Source organism: Mycobacterium sp. NGS56, from assembly GCF_059812425.1.
Genome location: NZ_JCALCQ010000008.1, coordinates 71,161 through 88,088 on the forward strand (window position 1 = coordinate 71,161; position 16,928 = coordinate 88,088).

At 67.1% G+C, this 16,928-nt stretch carries 20 protein-coding genes; 15 read left to right on the top strand and 5 right to left on the bottom strand.

The genetic code is table 11. From position 1 onward, the window contains the following. Positions 1–22: 22 nt before the first annotated feature. Positions 23–814 (top strand): DUF2470 domain-containing protein, encoded by a 792-nt coding sequence (locus AC5Y4F_RS18655; protein WP_499997827.1) that lies wholly within the window; start codon positions 23–25, stop codon positions 812–814. Positions 815–867: 53 nt separating this feature from the next. After that, a complete protein-coding gene (locus tag AC5Y4F_RS18660) occupies positions 868–2,079 on the top strand; it encodes an LCP family protein (RefSeq protein WP_499997828.1) in 1,212 nt (403 codons plus the stop codon). A 7-nt stretch (positions 2,080–2,086) separates the two neighbouring features. Here the strand turns inward: AC5Y4F_RS18660 and AC5Y4F_RS18665 are convergent, their stop codons facing one another. Together AC5Y4F_RS18665 and AC5Y4F_RS18670 are read right to left on the bottom strand one after the other, a co-directional pair. Beyond that, the gene (locus AC5Y4F_RS18665; protein WP_067940417.1) at positions 2,087–2,911 is read right to left on the bottom strand and encodes a glycerophosphodiester phosphodiesterase; all 825 of its coding nucleotides are present in this window, start codon (positions 2,909–2,911) and stop codon (positions 2,087–2,089) included. A gap of 4 nt (positions 2,912–2,915) precedes the next feature. After that, on the bottom strand, positions 2,916–3,962 hold the full coding sequence (locus AC5Y4F_RS18670; protein WP_499997829.1) for a DUF4328 domain-containing protein: 1,047 nt from the start codon (positions 3,960–3,962) through the stop codon (positions 2,916–2,918). 462 nt (positions 3,963–4,424) lie between these two features. Here AC5Y4F_RS18670 and AC5Y4F_RS18675 point away from each other — a divergent pair, with 462 nt between their 5' ends. The 10 genes from AC5Y4F_RS18675 (at position 4,425) to rraA (ending at position 10,887) form a co-directional block, all read left to right on the top strand. After that, complete coding sequence (locus AC5Y4F_RS18675; protein ID WP_197520704.1) at positions 4,425–4,580, top strand: hypothetical protein; 156 nt, start codon at positions 4,425–4,427, stop codon at positions 4,578–4,580. Between the two features lie 163 nt (positions 4,581–4,743). Beyond that, the gene (locus AC5Y4F_RS18680; RefSeq protein WP_067940423.1) at positions 4,744–5,367 is read left to right on the top strand and encodes a superoxide dismutase; all 624 of its coding nucleotides are present in this window, start codon (positions 4,744–4,746) and stop codon (positions 5,365–5,367) included. A 200-nt stretch (positions 5,368–5,567) separates the two neighbouring features. After that, positions 5,568–6,101, top strand: a complete 534-nt coding sequence (locus tag AC5Y4F_RS18685) for a peptidase (RefSeq protein ID WP_067940426.1) — start codon at positions 5,568–5,570, stop codon at positions 6,099–6,101. A 251-nt stretch (positions 6,102–6,352) separates the two neighbouring features. Continuing rightward, complete coding sequence (locus tag AC5Y4F_RS18690) at positions 6,353–7,045, top strand: TMEM165/GDT1 family protein (protein ID WP_499997830.1); 693 nt, start codon at positions 6,353–6,355, stop codon at positions 7,043–7,045. A gap of 418 nt (positions 7,046–7,463) precedes the next feature. Further along, the gene (locus AC5Y4F_RS18695) at positions 7,464–7,862 is read left to right on the top strand and encodes a secretion protein EspR (protein WP_067940431.1); all 399 of its coding nucleotides are present in this window, start codon (positions 7,464–7,466) and stop codon (positions 7,860–7,862) included. A 130-nt stretch (positions 7,863–7,992) separates the two neighbouring features. After that, entirely contained in the window at positions 7,993–8,649 is a 657-nt protein-coding gene (locus tag AC5Y4F_RS18700; protein WP_499997831.1) for a DUF6474 family protein, read from the top strand. Positions 8,650–8,675: 26 nt separating this feature from the next. Next, positions 8,676–9,344 carry a YcnI family protein gene (locus tag AC5Y4F_RS18705; protein WP_067940436.1) on the top strand — a complete coding sequence of 223 codons (669 nt, stop codon included), beginning with the start codon at positions 8,676–8,678 and terminating at the stop codon, positions 9,342–9,344. After that, complete coding sequence (locus tag AC5Y4F_RS18710) at positions 9,341–9,838, top strand: copper resistance CopC family protein (protein ID WP_067940439.1); 498 nt, start codon at positions 9,341–9,343, stop codon at positions 9,836–9,838. Before AC5Y4F_RS18705 ends, AC5Y4F_RS18710 begins: the two co-directional genes overlap by 4 nt. Before the next feature lie 108 nt (positions 9,839–9,946). Next, the gene (locus tag AC5Y4F_RS18715; RefSeq protein ID WP_067940442.1) at positions 9,947–10,387 is read left to right on the top strand and encodes an Rv3852 family protein; all 441 of its coding nucleotides are present in this window, start codon (positions 9,947–9,949) and stop codon (positions 10,385–10,387) included. A gap of 14 nt (positions 10,388–10,401) precedes the next feature. Then, positions 10,402–10,887 carry a ribonuclease E activity regulator RraA gene (rraA, locus tag AC5Y4F_RS18720; protein ID WP_067940444.1) on the top strand — a complete coding sequence of 162 codons (486 nt, stop codon included), beginning with the start codon at positions 10,402–10,404 and terminating at the stop codon, positions 10,885–10,887. A gap of 4 nt (positions 10,888–10,891) precedes the next feature. Here the strand turns inward: rraA and AC5Y4F_RS18725 are convergent, their stop codons facing one another. Then, a complete protein-coding gene (locus AC5Y4F_RS18725; RefSeq protein WP_499997832.1) occupies positions 10,892–12,361 on the bottom strand; it encodes a flavin-containing monooxygenase in 1,470 nt (489 codons plus the stop codon). A gap of 77 nt (positions 12,362–12,438) precedes the next feature. Here AC5Y4F_RS18725 and AC5Y4F_RS18730 point away from each other — a divergent pair, with 77 nt between their 5' ends. Continuing rightward, a complete protein-coding gene (locus AC5Y4F_RS18730; protein WP_499997833.1) occupies positions 12,439–13,077 on the top strand; it encodes a TetR/AcrR family transcriptional regulator in 639 nt (212 codons plus the stop codon). A gap of 29 nt (positions 13,078–13,106) precedes the next feature. After that, entirely contained in the window at positions 13,107–14,321 is a 1,215-nt protein-coding gene (gene dinB / locus AC5Y4F_RS18735; protein ID WP_499997834.1) for a DNA polymerase IV, read from the top strand. Here the strand turns inward: dinB and AC5Y4F_RS18740 are convergent. After that, entirely contained in the window at positions 14,318–15,325 is a 1,008-nt protein-coding gene (locus AC5Y4F_RS18740) for a PHP domain-containing protein (protein ID WP_499997835.1), read from the bottom strand. The genes dinB and AC5Y4F_RS18740 overlap by 4 nt on opposite strands. Before the next feature lie 76 nt (positions 15,326–15,401). Then, positions 15,402–15,833, bottom strand: a complete 432-nt coding sequence (locus AC5Y4F_RS18745; RefSeq protein WP_499997836.1) for a hypothetical protein — start codon at positions 15,831–15,833, stop codon at positions 15,402–15,404. Positions 15,834–15,884: 51 nt separating this feature from the next. Between AC5Y4F_RS18745 and AC5Y4F_RS18750 the strand changes: the two genes are divergently transcribed. Further along, complete coding sequence (locus AC5Y4F_RS18750) at positions 15,885–16,736, top strand: LLM class F420-dependent oxidoreductase (protein WP_499997837.1); 852 nt, start codon at positions 15,885–15,887, stop codon at positions 16,734–16,736. The last annotated feature ends 192 nt before the right edge of the window (positions 16,737–16,928 follow it).

Below are 16,928 nucleotides of genomic sequence, written 5' to 3' on the forward strand. Positions count from 1 at the left end.
ACCTAATCGAAGGACGAGAATTGTGTTACCGCTGAGCTGCCCCGCCCCGACCACCGCCGAACGGATCCGCAGCGCCTGTGTCCGCGCCGGCAGCGCGCTGCTGGCCATCGACCATGACGACCCGGTCGCCACCCCGGTACATCACCTGATGGACGACGGATCCGTCGCGCTGGTAGTACCCGCAGAACAGGAACGCGGGCTCACACGCCCCGCCTCGGGCTCCCAAGCGCTGCTGGAGCTGACCGACTACGCGCCGCTCCCGTTGCGCGAACCGGTCCGCTCGCTGGTCTGGGTGCGAGGCCACCTGCAGGAGGTGCACCCGACCGAGATCCTCGACACGCTCGACCTGATCGCCGCGGAGTGTCCGAATCCGGCCTTGCTGGGCGTCGACACGCCGCGATGCGCCCCCGCCGACAGCGAAGAGCTGCGGTACACATTGTTGCGCCTCGAGATCGCCTCGGTGGTCGTCACCGATGCCACCGGCGCGGAACCGGTCAGCGTGGCCGCCCTGCTGGCTGCCCGGCCGGACCCGTTCTGTGCCCTCGAGTCGAACCTGCTGTGGCACCTGGACACGGCCCACCGCGACGTCCTGGCCCGACTGGTGTCCAGGCTCCCGGCGCCGCTGCGGCGCGGCCACGTGCGACCCCTGGGCCTGGACCGTTACGGCGTCCGCTTCCGGGTCGAGGGCGACGACCGCGACCACGACGTCCGGCTGCCGTTCCACAAGCCGGTCGAGGACATGACCGGTCTGAGCCAGGCCATCCGGGTGCTGATGGGCTGCCCGTTCATCAACGGCCTTCGCGCGCGCGGCTAGCCGAAGTCGCGGCGTGCCAGCACCGGCGAGCCCGGGGCACGTACGTTAACCAGGTGAACGGCGAACGATCACCGCAGCGCCGGCGTCCTGAGGGCTCGAGCCCGCCCCTGCGCCCGCGCGCCGGGCAACCGGGCAACGAACCGCCGCAGGTAATCCGCCGCCAGAGCGCGCCTTCCCCGTCACCGACCGCGGAGACCCAGCCGCTGCGGCGACAAACGACACCTCCCCCGAGCGCCGTCGCTTCGTCGCCGTCCCAGGTACCGCCGCGACGACCGCAAGCGCCGAGCACCCGCAAGCGAGGCAGACTCCGCTGGGTCCGCACGGTGGTATCGGTCCTGCTGGTGACCGTTCTGCTGGTCGGCGTCGGCATCATCGGCGGTGCGGTTTGGTTCGACTACAAGCTGCACCGCGAGGAGGTGCTCACCGATTACCCCGGCCGCCCCACAGCCGGCCGGGGCACCAACTGGCTCATCGTCGGATCGGACAGCCGCCAGGGACTCACCGCCGCGCAGCAACAGGACTTGACCACCGGTGGCGACATCGGTAACGGCCGTACCGACACGATCCTGCTGGTACACGTGCCTGGTGTCGGATCCGACGCGACGCCGACGATGGTGTCGATACCGCGCGACTCCTACGTGGCCATCCCGGGTCATGGCAAGGACAAGATCAACGCCGCGTTCGCGATGGGTGGCGCGCAACTGCTGGTGCAGACGGTGGAGCGGGCCGCCGGCCTGCGCCTCGCTCATTACGCCGAGATCGGATTCGGCGGATTCGCCGCGCTGGTGGACGCCCTGGGCGGTGTGACCGTCTGCCCGAAGGCGCCGTTCAAAGACCCGTTGGCCGGCATCGATCTGCCGGCCGGCTGCCAGACCCTGACCGGCCGCAGCGCGCTCGGGTATGTCAGGTCACGCGATACGCCGCGAGCCGACCTGGACCGGATGGTCAAGCAACGGCAGTTCGTGACGGCGCTGCTGCGTCGGGCCGCCAGTCCCGCGGTATGGCTCAATCCATGGCGCTGGTACTCGGTGCCGCGCGCGGCCGCCGACGCGCTGACCGTCGACCGGGATGACCACGTCTGGGACCTGGCCCGGCTCGGCTGGGCACTGCACGGGACGACCACCACCATGACCGTCCCGATCGGCGAATTCACCAGCGGCGACGCCGGCTCGGCCGTGGTGTGGAATCACGAGGAGGCCGCCAAGTTGTTTCAGTCGTTGGCGTCCGACGCGCCGGTGCCGCCCGCGTCGGGCGAGCAGCAATAGCGGTCGGCTAACGGCTGCCCTCGCCCGCACGGTTGCCCTGCAACCACGCCTTGGTGCGACCCGGGTGGTGCGTGGCGAGCCAGGCCACCCCTACGTCGCGGCAGAAGTCGATGTCTTCGTAGTCGTCGACATTCCAGCAGTAGACCGCCCTGCCCTGGGCGATGGCGCGGTCGGCGAGCTGCGGATATTCCTTGAGTGTCGTCAGCGAAGGCCCGACGGCGGTGGCGCCGATGGCGGTGGGCGCACCGCTGGTCAGGTAGCGCGCGGTCTTACCGAGTAACACCGTGGGCAGCAGCGGCGCAGCTCGCCGGATCCGCCAGACCGCGGCGGCCGAGAATGACATCACCACCGCGCGGGACCGGTCCGCCGAGGCGGGCGCTGCGATGCCGAAGCGATGCAGCGCCGCGAGCAGCTTGGTTTCCACCAACGAGCCGTACCGGACCGGGTGTTTGGTTTCGATGAACAGCTTCACCGGCCGACGCCAGTCCAGCACCAGTGAAACCAGCGCGTCCAGCGTCAGCAAACTGGTGTCACCGTGCGTGCCGTCTTCTCGCCAGCTGTCGTGCCACGCCCCATACTCGAGCTCACGCAGCTCGGCAAGCGTCATGGTGCTGACCAGGCCCGCCCCGGTCGAGGTCCTGTCCAGCCGGCGGTCGTGTACACACACCAGATGGCCGTCGCGGGTCAATCGCACGTCGCATTCGACGCCGTCGGCGCCTTCTTTGAGCGCGAGGTCATAGGCGGCCAGTGTGTGTTCGGGCCGAGCGGCCGAGGCGCCCCGGTGGGCGACGACAAAGGGGTGCCCGGCGAGCACCTCGTCGGCCCACGTCATACCCCTATGCTGCCGGTTCCTGCCCCTTCAACTCAACTGGGTCGGCCGACGCCGGTGCGGCGGGCTGGTCATCGCCAACCGCGATCCAGCGACGCGCGGGCCGTGCGACCGGCTTGCGCTGGAATCCCTCGAAGACGCGCGTGGCTGCGGCCAGCGTGGCGGCCGCGAACAGGTAGGCGAAGACCGTCAGCACGGTGTTGTTGGCGATGCCCTGGGCGTCGGTGGCGAAGCTGGTCGCGATCGCCGCGATGGACACCGCGTAGCTGCACACCCATGCGCCCCACCATTGAAGGATGGTGCGTCGCAGGCGGGTGTAGTGCTCTTCAAGTATGGCCAGCTCGATCACGTACACCGGGGCCCACAGCAGGTTGGCCAACGGCACAATGCAGCCCGCCCACAGCGCCCGGGTCGAGCGCTGCTCAGGCAGGCCGTGATGGGCCAACACCGCGGCGCGGCGCGCGATCATCCAGCGGATCAGCAGCACACCGGAGGCGATCACCGCCGCGCCCGCGCCCACGCTGGCAAGCACACCGAGCCAGTCGGCTCCGATGGCCACCCATGAATTCAGCAGGGTGTTGCGGTTGATCACCAGCAGCACATACCGCACCACGTAGACCAGGGCGGCGATGCTGAGCACCAGCACACTGACGAAGGTCATGGTGCGGACGAGCTGCGCCAGCGGCCCCGCCTGCGCAGGTGCTGCGACAGCTGCGGGCGTCTGCTCGGCGCGGTCGGCCAAACCCCAGCGCGGTATGACGGTGTAGCGCGGCGTGGGCCCAAGCGGACGGCGGCCGCGTCGGGTCGGCGGCGCTGCGCCGGGCCGCACCGCTATCCAGCGGTAGCCGGGCGGCAACCGCGGCGGCGTGCGCGGCCACCTCGGGGTCGCCGACGGGCGAGTCTGCGTCGGTGCGCCGGGTGCGCTCCATCGCGGGTCTGCAGGGGGTCCATCGGGCGTGGGCGCCATCAGGGCCCCGCGGCAGCGGGGACACCATTCGCGTTGCCGGTCGCGCACGTTCCAGCGCGTGCCGCATTGGGAGCACACCTGGATCACCGGACCAGACTAACGCCGGCCCGACGCGGGCCGAGGGACACCGGCGACCGGATGCGTGGGAACGGTGATCGACTACCGTTCGGCGGGCTCGGCAACCGACCGCGCCGCGGACGGCTATCCACAGTTTCCACAGGTTTGTCCACACCCGTTCAGCGGGCGCGAAAAGCATCGCTACAGCCTCCGGGGGCAGACCGTGGTGTCTCTGTGGATAACGCTCGGCGGGTTATAAGCACGCCAAGGCGGGCCCAAACCGGGCGTCGAGCGAAACCGCTTGCCTTGCTAAGCATTGGTACGGTCGTCCCAGCCCTCGATCTACTTCCCCCGAATGCCCTGCGGTTATCGCCAACCCACAGTTCAGCGCATTATTTCGCATGCTCGCCCGGAGGCGCTATGATCGCGTTCGCGAAAGGTGTTTGTGACTCACCTCACTGACGCGAGGTGACCGTGGTGGAAAGGCGAGTGATGGCCACGCATTCGTTCGGTCCGGGTTCAGCGGGCCCGTCGAAGTCGTATTGCGGCTCGCCGGCGTGGAATCACAGCTATAGCGTCGCCGCACTGCGCGCGGGATTGATCGCTCTGCTGTTGCTCGCGGTGCTCGCGATCATCGTCTTGTCTTGATTCGTCTTGTCTTGAATCGTCGCTGAGCGGGTATCCGCGTTCCGGCTCACAAGGGTCGTTCTTGCGGAGCGCGCGGTCATGGAGCAGGGTTGATCTCGGCTGGCCTCCGTGAGGCGGCACCGCGCGACTGAGCGTCAAGACGACAACCGAAGAAAGGAATGCCGTGGCTGAATACACCCTGCCCGACTTGGACTGGGACTATGCAGCGTTGGAACCGCACATCTCGGGGCAGATCAACGAGATCCACCACACCAAGCACCACGCCACGTACGTCAAAGGCGTCAACGACGCTCTGTCCAAGCTCGAAGAGGCACGCGCCAACGAGGACCACGCTGCGATCTTCCTGAACGAAAAGAACCTCGCCTTCCACTTGGGTGGTCACGTCAACCACTCGATCTGGTGGAAGAACCTGTCGCCGGACGGCGGCGACAAGCCGACCGGTGACCTGGCCGCCGCAATCGACGACGCGTTCGGATCCTTCGACCGATTCCGCGCGCAGTTCAGCGCCGCCGCAAACGGACTGCAGGGGTCGGGTTGGGCGGTCTTGGGCTACGACACCCTCGGCGGCCGGCTGCTGACCTTCCAGCTGTACGACCAGCAGGCCAACGTTCCGCTCGGCATCATCCCGCTGCTGCAGGTCGACATGTGGGAGCACGCCTTCTACCTGCAGTACAAGAACGTCAAGGCGGATTACGTGAAGGCGTTCTGGAACGTCGTCAACTGGGCGGACGTGCAGAAGCGGTACGCGGCCGCGACCTCGAAAACCCAGGGTCTGATTTTCGGCTGACTTTCATTTCGATCGGCGGGGGCGTCGCGCGGTTTGCGCGGCGCCCCAGTCGTTTGTTCGACCCTCATCCGACCGCGCGAAGGCGTGCGCCCGCGCCGCTGACCGTGTCGTGTTGCACCGCGCCTAAACCGCAGGCATGCTTAATTATTCGGACTTACCAGTGTGGTTATTCCAAGCGGAAGCGTCGCGCGGAGGTCGAAATGGAGACTGGGTCGGACGGGCCTATCGGGGTTTCCCCGTTCCATTCTCGTGGTGCCCTGAAGGGGTTCGTGATCTCCGGGCGGTGGCCCGATTCGACCAAAGAATGGGCCCAGCTGCTCATGGTCGCGGTCAGGATCGCGTCGTTGCCCGGATTGCTCTCCACCACAACGGTCTTCGGCGCTCGCGAAGAATTGCCGGACGAGCCCGAGCCAGGCACGGTCGGCCTGGTGCTCGCCGAAGGCACGGTCTTCGGTGAATCCGCGATCCAGCCAGGCTATTTCGCAGACCATCAACCTCCGGCCCTCCTGATGTTGCACCCGCCCTCAGAGACCACGCCGTCACTGCCCGAATGCACCGGGGCGGCCTCGGGATGCGTATTGCTGCCTGGCTTGCCATATCTGGGACTCGAGCATCGGGCGGCGTGGGTGGAAGCGGAGGCCGACGGCACCATCACCTCGATGGTGAGTCGGGTCGGTGTCGACCCGATCAACCATCCCGATACGGCGATATTGGCGATGCTGCTCGCCGCGTAACCAAATGCCCGACGACAGTTCGGTGGTCGAACGCCAGAAATACGGCCGACCGAACTCCGCTGCGCCGGTGGCGGACGCCGAATGGGCCCACTAGCCTGGGACCGTTAGCGAAGGGGAGTAGCCCCCAATCGTCGGGTCGACATACTGGCGCACAGCCCGGCCGGCGAACCGGGTCTTCCGGTGGGCGAGACCTTCGACCGGAGTTCGACGACTTCCACGGTCGTCGACGACGTGTCGAAAGGTCGTCCGAGATGCTCGCCGCCACGCTGTTGACCCTGGGAGTGGTCTTCATCGCCGAACTCGGCGACAGGTCCCAGCTCATCACCATCACCTACGCCCTGCGCTACCGCTGGTGGGTGGTGCTGACCGGGGTGGCCGTCGCAGCGTTCTCAGTGCACGGGGTTTCGGTGGCGCTCGGCAATTTCTTGGGCGCTGCCCTGCCGGCGCGCCCGCTGGCCTTCGTATCGGCCCTCGCGTTCCTCGCGTTCGCGGTATGGGCCTGGCGTGAGGGCGCCGCGACCGACGAGGCGGCGTCGCAGCCGCGCGAACCGCGATTCGCCTTCCTGACGGTGGTGTCGTCGTTCGCGCTCGCGGAGATGACTGACAAAACCACCCTGGCGACGGTGACATTGGCCAGCGATCACGACTGGATCGGGGTGTGGATCGGCTCGACGGCGGGAATGGTGCTCGCCGATGGCTTGGCGATCGCCGCGGGACGGCTGCTGCATCGGCGCCTTCCGGAAAAACTGCTGCACGTCGCGGCCAGCCTGCTGTTCCTCGCTTTCGGGTTGTGGATGCTGTTCGACAGTGCCTTGGGCTGGCGTTGGGGGGCCGTCGCCGCGACCGTCGCGGTGGCGGTCTGCGCGGCCGTATTCGCGGTCGCGCAGGCGCTGCGGCGCCGCGAACCGTCGCGGAGATCGGCGGGGACGACTCGAACCGGTTAAGTTAACGACGCCTCGGCCACCGGCCTCGGGCTGAGGTGGCCGGGCGGCGCGTCAGTCAACGAGGCGGATTTCGTTCTCGGCAGCAAAGGGCGCGCTGAATCGTCCCAGCTTGCCGATCCGTTGCGGTGCGGTCGCTCAGCACGGCGTCGCACGCTATTTCCCCCGTCAGCAGGCCATCCGTCCGCCACTAAGCGGCGAATGCCGAATTCTGCGGATAACCTGTGAGTTTCAGTGTTTTAGTGGACACCCCAGCGAATCAGTTAGACGCTCGTCAAGTGAGAAGTTGGTAGGCGTCAGCTATGCCGGTCGGCGTACCCTCGGGGTTTGCACCTGGTTACGGTCACCAAGCCTCGCTACCATGATCAGCAAATACACCTAGGTAATAGTTCACTTCTACAGCCCAGTGGAGGTCATATCAATGAGCACGACATTCGCTGCTCGCCTGAACCGCCTGTTCGACACGGTGTATCCGCCCGGACGCGGGCCGCACACCTCCGCGGAAGTGATCGCGGCGCTCAAGGCCGAGGGCATCACGATGTCGGCTCCCTACCTCTCTCAGTTGCGTTCCGGCAATCGCACCAACCCGTCGACGGCGACCATGGCCGCTTTGGCCAACTTCTTCCGGATCAAGTCGGCCTACTTCACCGACGACGAGTACTACGAGAAACTCGACAGGGAATTGTCGTGGCTGGCCACGACGCGCGACGACAATGTGCGCCGCATCGCGGTGCGCACGGCCGAGCTTTCCCCCGAGGCGCAGCATGAGGTCATGGAGCGAGTCAACGAGTTGCGACGCGCCGAGCACTTAGACGCCTGACGCCCACGCCCGCCACCGGCTGTAGGGCCCGCCCTGGAGGGCTGCCGCCCGCCCATTCCGATTAGGGTTGGCAAAGCGGATCGCGCAACCGCGAGAGCTAATCCACGAGATGACCGGGAGGCGGCCGGGAATGGCCTTGTTCCGCAAGCGAAAAAGTCGCGCGACGCGTCGCGCTGAAGCCCGGGCGATCAAGGCCCGCGCGAAGCTCGAGGCCAAGCTGGCCGCAAAACACGAGGTTCGGCGCGCCAAGGCCGCTCAACGGGCGGAGGGCAAGGCGCTGCGCGCGCAGATCAAGGCGCAGCGAGACAGCGACCGCAACGCATTGAAAGTCGCTGAGGCCCAACTCAAAGCCGCGCGGGAGGGCAAGATCTTCTCACCGACACGAATCCGCCGGGTGCTGACCGTGTCTCGGCTGCTCGCACCGATCCTCACCCCCCTCATCTACCGTGGGGCCGTCGCGGTCCGCGCGCTGATCGACCAGCGCCGCGCAGATCAGCTCGGCATTCCGTTTGCTCAGATCGGCCAATTCTCCGGTCACGGCGCCCAACTGTCCGCCCGCATCGCCGGCGCGGAGAAATCGCTGCGAATGGTGCAGGACAAGAAGCCCAAGGATGCCGAGACCAAGCAGTTCGTGTCCGCGATAGCCGAGCGGCTGACCGATCTGTCCGCGGCGATCACCGCCGCCGAAAACATGCCTGCCGCACGGCGTCGCGCGGCCCACGCCGCCATCTCGTCGCAGCTCGACGGGATCGAGGCGGACCTGATGGCCCGCCTCGGACTGAACTGAACCCGCCCGAAACCCAGCACTTCGCCATGTCAGTTCGCAGCAGGTGGATCGCGCGTAGCCTGATCGCTGTCTCCGCGGCCGTCGCCCTGTATTTCGGGGCTGCGGCCCAAACTCCCGCCGCCTGGGCGCATGTGCACGCCAGTAGTGACAACGCGGTGCGGGGCGCCATGGCGGTCGTCACCTTCCAGGTGCCAAACGAATCGAACACCGGGGCGCTCACCACGGCGTTGACCATCACGCTCTCCGACGTCGCATCGGCACGCACCGAAAGCCTGCCCGGCTGGACGGCCAAGCTCGACCGGGACGTCGCGTCCGGCACCGTGCGCTCGGTGACGTGGACCGCCGCGCCCAACGGGGGGATCGGACCGGATCAATTCGGGCTGTTCCGGTTGTCGGTGAAACTGCCCGACACCGATACCGTCAGCTTCCCGGCCGCGCAGACCTACGCCGACGGGACCGTCGTGAACTGGGATCAGCAGCCGCTGCCCGACGGGAGCGAGCCGGAGCACCCGGCGCCCATGCTCACCCTCGCCACCGCCCAGCCGGGACCGCACCAACACCACGGGTCGCCCAGCCCCGCGCCTGCCGCAGCGCGGTCGACCGCGGCCGATAACACCGCCCGACTGCTTGCGGGCGCGGCTCTGGTGCTCGCGGCTGCGGGCGTCGCGATCGCACTGATCCGCCGCCGGGCATGAGGCGCCTGGCGGTTGGCGCGTGCGCCGGCGTCGCGTTTGTGATCGCCACACTGATGGCGCCGGCCGCGTCGGCACACGCCACCCGCATATCCACCGATCCCGCGGCCGATGCGGTGCTGGCGGCCGGTCCGCAGCGGGTGAGCGCCACGTTCAACGAGCAGCTGCAAACCACCTTCGCCGCGATGACGGTGGTGGGACCCGACGGCAACGTGTGGTCGGCCGGAGAGCCCGCCGTGCGGGGTGCGGTCGTCGGCATCGCGCTGCGTGCACTCGGACCGGCCGGGACGTACACGGTGAACTACCGCGTGACGTCCGCCGATGGCCACGTGGTGTCCGGGTCTTGGTCGTTCAGGCTCACCGTGCCCGGCACGGGCACGCCTGGTCCCCCCGCGGCGGGCCCGGACGGCGGCGCGCTCCCGGTCTGGCCGTTCGTGGCCATCGCGGTCGCACTCGTCGCCGGCGGTGCGTGGTGGGCGACGCGTGGCCGGCGGTGACGCCGGTGGCCGGTGACCGGCGGCCGAGGCGCCGCGAGGCGTCCTGGCATGATGGGACCTTGAACCCGGTGGGGGAACGACGACGAAGGAAGCTCGAGGAGCGGCCGCATGGCAGACCCGCAGGACCCGACCAACAGCGCACCCGACGGCGCCGGCACTCCGCCGGAGAAGAAACCACCCGCTAAGGCGGCGAAAAAGACCGCCAAGGCGCCCGCCAAAAAAGCACCGGCGAAAAAGGCGCCCGCCAAGAAGGCACCGGCGAAGAAGGCGCCCGCCAAGAAGGCACCGGCGAAGAACGCCGAGCCCGCGCCGCCGAAACCTCCCGAGCAGCCGGTCGATGTCCAGCGGCGCGCCGAAAGCAATGGTGACGTAACCGCGGCCGCCAAAGATGCTGCCGCACAGGCGAAGTCCACGGTGGAGGCCGCGAACAACCCCGTCTCTCCCGCGGCCGCGGGTCCGACGGCGGGCCAATCTCCGGTGCCGCTGATCGTTGCCCTGGCCGTGAGCCTGCTGGCCATCTTGCTCATCCGCCAGCTGCGTCGCCGCTGATTTACCGTGTCAAAGTGACGGTGTCTTTCCGGCCGACGGCCGACCTGGTAGACAGCATCGGTCCCGACGTACGCAGCTGCGACGTGCAATTCCGCCAGTTGGGCGGCCGGACCGAATTCGCCGGACCGATCAGCACCGTGCGATGTTTTCAGGACAACGCGCTGCTGAAGTCGGTCCTCTCGGAGCCGGGCGGCGGCGGCGTCTTGGTCATCGACGGCGACGGCTCCCTGCATACCGCGCTGGTCGGCGATGTGATCGCCGAGCTGGCCCGCTCAAATGGCTGGGCCGGGCTCATCGTCAACGGCGCGGTGCGCGACTCTGCCACGTTGCGCGGCATGGATATCGGTATCAAGGCGTTGGGCACCAATCCCCGCAAGAGCACCAAAACCGGCGCCGGCGAGCGCGATGTCGAGATCACCCTGGGCGGGGTGACGTTCGTGCCGGGCGAGATCGCCTACAGCGACGACGACGGCATAATCGTCGTCGCCCTAGAACAGTAATCCGCTAAACCGCCACCGGCACACGCTTTTTCGCGAACTTCAAGCCTTCGTCGTCGACCTTGCCACGCCGGATGGTGCGCATGTCGATGAAGTAGTTCTGCTTGAGCCGCCACGGTGCCCGCGACCCCGACTTGGGCAACAGGTCCATCGAACGCCGGAAGTAGCCGGGAGTGAAGTCCATGAACGGCAGCTCGTCAACGTCATTGCCCGGGTGCTGAGGCTCCACGAAGTCAAAGCCTTTGGCGTCCATGTAGTTCAGCAATCGGCAGACGAATTCGGAGACCAGGTCAGCCTTCAGCGTCCAGGACGCGTTCGTGTATCCGAAGGTGATGGCGAAGTTCGGCACACCGGAAAACATCAGGCCCTTGTAGGTCATCAGTGAGGTCAGATCGATGTCCGCACCGTTGCGGGTCGGCTTCACCCCGCCCAGCAACTGCATGTTCAACCCCGTTGCGGTGATGATGATGTCGGCCGCCAGCTCTTCACCCGAGGTGAGCCTGATACCGGTCTTGGTGAACCGCTCGATGGTGTCGGTGACGACGTCGGCCTTACCGTGGCGGATGGTCCGGAAGAAGTCGCCGTCGGGCGCCAGGCACAGCCGCTCATCCCAGACGTTGTAGCGCGGGCCGAAGTGCTTTTCGACGTCGTAGCCCTCCGGTAGGCGCCGCTGCGCCATGGTCATCAACGTCTTGCGCATATAGCCCGGCGCCTTGCGGGACAGCTGATACTGAAAGGTACTGAACGCGATAGCTTTCCACCGGTTGGCCATATGCGCGAGGCGGTCGGGCAGCAGTCGGTTCGCCTTGACTGCGAAGGGATCAACACCGGGCAGCGAGCCGATGTAGGTCGGCGAGCGCTGCAGCATCGTGACGTGCCCGGCGCCCGAGTTGACCAGGGCGGGAATCAGGGTGATCGCGGTGGCTCCGGAACCGATGACGACGATGCGCTTGCCCGCATAGTCGAGGTCCTCCGGCCAGTGTTGCGGATGGACAATGGTGCCCCCGAAGTCGTCCGCGCCGGGGAAGGTGGGCGAATATCCCCCGTCATAGTTGTAGTAGCCGGTGCAGGCGAACAAGAACGAGCACGTGATCTCGCTCTGGCCGCCATCGCTCTCGACGGTCAGGGTCCAGAGGTTGTCGGCATCGGACCAGTCGGCGGCCACCACCCGGTGGCGGTAGCGGATGTGCGGCTCGATCCGGTTCTCGACCGCGGCTTCTTTGATATAGGACTTGATCGACGCTCCGTCGGCGATGGACTTCGCCGATCGCCAGGGCTTGAACCGGAAGCCCAGGGTGAACATGTCGGAGTCCGACCGGATCCCCGGGTATTTGAACAGGTCCCACGTTCCGCCGAGGTCGGCGCGGCGTTCGAGAATGGCGTAGCTCTTTGTCGGGCAGCGTTCCTGCAGGTGCCAGGCCGCGCTCACGCCGGAGATGCCGGCGCCCACGATGAGGACGTCAAGGTGCTCAGTCATGAATCCAACGCTATCAACAGCGTGTTGAACTAGTCAACACCCTGTTGAAATTCTCGACACGGTGTAAAGTAGCGCCCGTGACTACTGTCGGTTCCGCGCGCACCCACCGAGGCAGGCGTTCGGCGCGCCCGTCCGGCGACGACCGTGAACTGGCCATTCTGTCCACCGCCGAGCGACTGCTGAAAGAGCGCCCCCTCGCCAACATCTCGGTCGACGACCTGGCCAAGGGGGCCGGACTGTCGCGCCCGACGTTCTACTTTTACTTTCCGTCGAAAGACGCGGTGTTGTTCACCTTGTTCGAGCGCGTGATCATGGAAGCCGACTCCGCGCTGGAGACCATGGTCGCCAATCCGCCCGCCGATCTGAAAGCGTTGTGGCGCATAGGGATCAATGTCTTCGTCGAGACGTTCGGTGCACATCGGGCGGTGTCGCTGGCCGCCGACGCCGCGCGCACCAACAAGGACGTCGGCGAGCTGTGGTCTCGCTTCATGCAGAAGTGGGTTGATCACACCACCACCGTGATCGAAGCCGAACGCGCTCGCGGTGCGGCGCCGGTGACGCTGCCGGCCCAGAATCTCTCCGCGGCGCTGAACCTGCTCAACGAGAAGGTCATGCTCAGCTCGTTCGCCGACGGGCGACCGTCGGTGCCCGACGAGCAACTGCTCGACACGCTGGTGCACATCTGGGTCAGCAGCGTCTACGGCAAAGCCTGCTGACCACGGGTGTCGGGGCCGTATGCGAACATATGTTCGTGCGGTGCGATGCTTCCATCCTGCACGCGGACCTCGACTCGTTCTACGCGTCCGTCGAACAACGCGACGACCCCACTTTGCGCGGCCGCCCGGTGATCGTCGGCGGCGGTGTGGTGCTGGCCGCGAGCTACGAGGCCAAGGCATATGGCGTGCGTACGGCCATGGGCGGCTCGCAGGCGCGAAGGCTGTGTCCACACGCCGTCGTGGTGCCCCCGCGGATGAGTGCCTATTCGCGCGCCAGCGACGCCGTCTTCGAGGTGTTTCGCGATTGCTCTCCGATCGTCGAGGCGCTATCGGTGGACGAAGCCTTCCTCGATGTCGGCGGACTGCGCCGGGTAAGCGGCAAGCCGGTCGCGATCGCCGAGCGGTTGCGGGCGGACGTGCGCGACCACGTCGGTCTGCCCATCACCGTCGGCGTCGCCCGCACGAAATTCCTCGCCAAGGTCGCCAGCCAGGAAGCCAAGCCCGACGGACTGCTGCTGGTGCCGCCCGATCAGGAGCTGACGTTCCTGCGGCCGCTGCCGGTGCGCCGGCTCTGGGGTGTGGGCGCGGTGACCGCCGAGAAGCTGCGCGCGCACGGCATCGTGACCGTCAGCGACGTCGCCGAGCTCAGCGAGTCCGCGCTGGGCTCGATGGTGGGTGGTGCGATGGGTCGCCAGCTGTACGCGTTGTCCCGCAATATCGACCGCCGCCGGGTGACCACCGGCGTGCGTCGCCGGTCCGTCGGCGCTCAGCGGGCGCTAGGACGCGCCGGAAATACCATGTCGCACAAGGAAATCGACGCCGTAGTGGTGAATCTTATCGACCGCATCACCGGCCGCATGCGGGCGGCGGCGCGTACCGGTCGCACGGTGGTGCTGCGGCTGCGCTTCGACGACTTCACCCGGGCGACCCGCTCGCATACGTTGCCGTGGGCCACCTCCTCCACGGCGCCAATTTTGGCCGCCGCACGCCGACTGGTCGCGGACGCTGCGCCGCTCATCGCGCAGCGCGGACTGACGTTGGTCGGGTTCGCGGTGTCGGGCATCGACCGCAGCGGGTCCCAGCAGTTGACGCTGCCGTTCGGCGAGCCCAAGCACCGCGTGCCCGGCGACGACATCGATGCGGCCATCGACCGGGTGCGCCGGCGCTACGGCAAGTCAGCGCTCACTCCCGCGGTGCTGCTTGGCCGCGATCCGGGCTTCGAGATGCCGCACCTGCCCGACTAATTCGTCCCGGTCCACTCCAGCAGCTTGTCCGCCGGCCAGGTGTTCACGATCCGCTCGACGGGAACACCCGCATCCAGCGCCCGCTGGGCGCCATAACCCAGGAAATCCAGCTGGCCGGGCGCGTGGGCGTCGGTGTCGATGGCGAACACGCAACCGATCTCCAGCGCCAGGTTCAGCAGCCGAGACGGCGGATCGCGGCGCTCGGGCCGGGAGTTGATCTCCACCGCCGTGCCGTGATCGCGGCATGCGGTGAACACCGCCTCGGCGTCGAACTTGGACTCCGGCCGGATGCCACGATTCCCGGATACCAGCCGGCCGGTGCAGTGACCGAGCACATCGGCGTGCGGGTTGGTCACCGCGCGCAGCATGCGCCGGGTCATCGCGGCGGCATCCATCGACAGCTTGGAATGCACGCTGGCCACCACTACGTCGAGGCGGTCGAGCAGCTCGGGTTCCTGGTCGAGGCTGCCGTCGTCGAGGATGTCCACCTCGATCCCGGTCAGGATGCGCATCGGTGCGAACTGCTCCTGCAGGCCCTCGATGACGTCGAGTTGCTTGCGTAACCGCTCCGGCGACAGGCCATTAGCGATGGTCAGCCGCGGTGAGTGGTCGGTCAACGCACAATATTCGTGGCCCAGCGCCGCGGCGGACGCCATCATCTCCTCGATCGGCGCCGAGCCGTCCGACCAGTTGGAGTGCAGATGCAGATCACCCCGCAGCGCGGACCGGATCTCGCCGCCACCGAGATCTTCGGCCGTGGAACGCAGTTCGACCAGCAGGTCGGGCTCGCGGCCAGACCACGCCTGGTCGATGACTTTGGCGGTCTTGGGGCCGATACCCGGCAGGGTCTGCCAGCTGTTGGCCTGCCCGTGACGCTCCCGGGTCGCGTCGTCGAGGGCCTCGATGATGTCAGCCGCGTTGCGATAGGCCATCACGCGTCTGGGATCGTGGCGGCTGCGGTCCTTGAAGTAGGCGATCTGCCGTAACGCCGCTACCGGATCCATGACTCCAGTGTGCCCACGCGGTGACTGCGAGCGCGGCGGAGCCGGGCGCCGCAGGTCGCCGCTAGACCACCGCGCATCAGATGAGCTGGCCGACGACGAATCCGGCGAGCAGCACACTGAACCCGCCGATCTCGCCGACGATCAGCAACGCCATCGCCACCGCGATGCTGCGGTCGGCGTTTTCGAACTGGTTGACGGTGTCACGCCGCGCTCCGTGGTAGATGTAGGCCAGGATCGCCGCCACGAAGAAGAAGACGACCACGCCCGTGGCGGTGAGGTTCACCCAAACCGGCCAGGCGCTCAGCTGAACGAAGGCAGCGAGCAGCAGCGTCGCGAACGAATACAGCAGCGCGGCGCGGTGCGCGATGTCGACGTAGGGGTGCGCGAGGTGGGTCTGCGACGTCATCATCTCGCGGTATTTCCATACGCCCAAAACCAGTGCAAGCAAGAAGATCAGGCCCGCCGCCAGCAGGGTGATCCTGGTGTCTATTCCGAGGGAGCCAGTCATCGCGCGGTTGAGTTTAGTTGCCCTTCATAAACACCGGCTAACGTCGTTGTCATGCGATTCGCTTTCAAGACTTCTCCGCAGAACACCACCTGGGCGCAGATGCTCTCCGTCTGGCAAGCGGCCGATGACATCGAGGTCTACGAGTCCGGCTGGACTTTCGACCACTTCTACCCGATCTTCTCCGACAGCGCCGGGCCCTGCCTGGAGGGATGGACGACGCTGACCGCGCTCGCGCAGGCTACCAAGCGGCTGCGGGTGGGGACCCTGGTGACCGGGATCCACTACCGCCACCCCGCGGTGCTGGCCAACATGGCGGCGGCGCTGGACATCATTTCGAACGGACGGCTCGAGCTGGGGATCGGCGCCGGCTGGAACGAAGAGGAGTCCGGCGCCTACGGCATCGAACTGGGCAGTATCAAGGAACGCTTCGACCGCTTCGAGGAGGCGTGCGAGGTGCTGACCAGCCTGCTCAGCCAGCAGACCACCGACTTCGACGGCAAGTTCTACCAGCTCAAGGGTGCTCGCAACGAGCCCAAGGGTCCGCAGCGGCCGCACCCGCCGATCTGCATCGGCGGCAGTGGGGAGAAGCGCACGCTGCGGATCACCGCTCGCTACGCCCAGCACTGGAATTTCGTGGGCGGTCCGCCCGACGTGTTCGCCCACAAGCGTGACGTTCTGGCCTCGCACTGTGCGGACATCGGCCGCGATCCCAAGGAGATCACGCTCTCGGCACACCTGCGCCTGGAGCCGGACCTGAACTACGGGAAAGTCATCGAGGACGCGGCCGGGCTGGCCGCCGAAGGGTTGGATCTGGGCATCGTCTACCTTCCCCCGCCACACGACCCGGCCGTGCTGGAACCGCTCGCCGAGGCGATCCGGGACTCGGGTTTATCCACGCGGTGATGCCGTTTTCCCGGCGCATTTTCGAACCGTCCGGCGAAAATTTTGCCAAGCACCCCAGAGCAAACCCGCCGCGTGCCAGTTGGGGCGCCCGGGCAGGCGATCACGCGCCGAAAAGCAGCCAGTCCTGTGCGGTCACCAGCCGCTCATGCTTGGCTGGAAATTCGCGACTTTTCACCGGGTGACGCAACCATG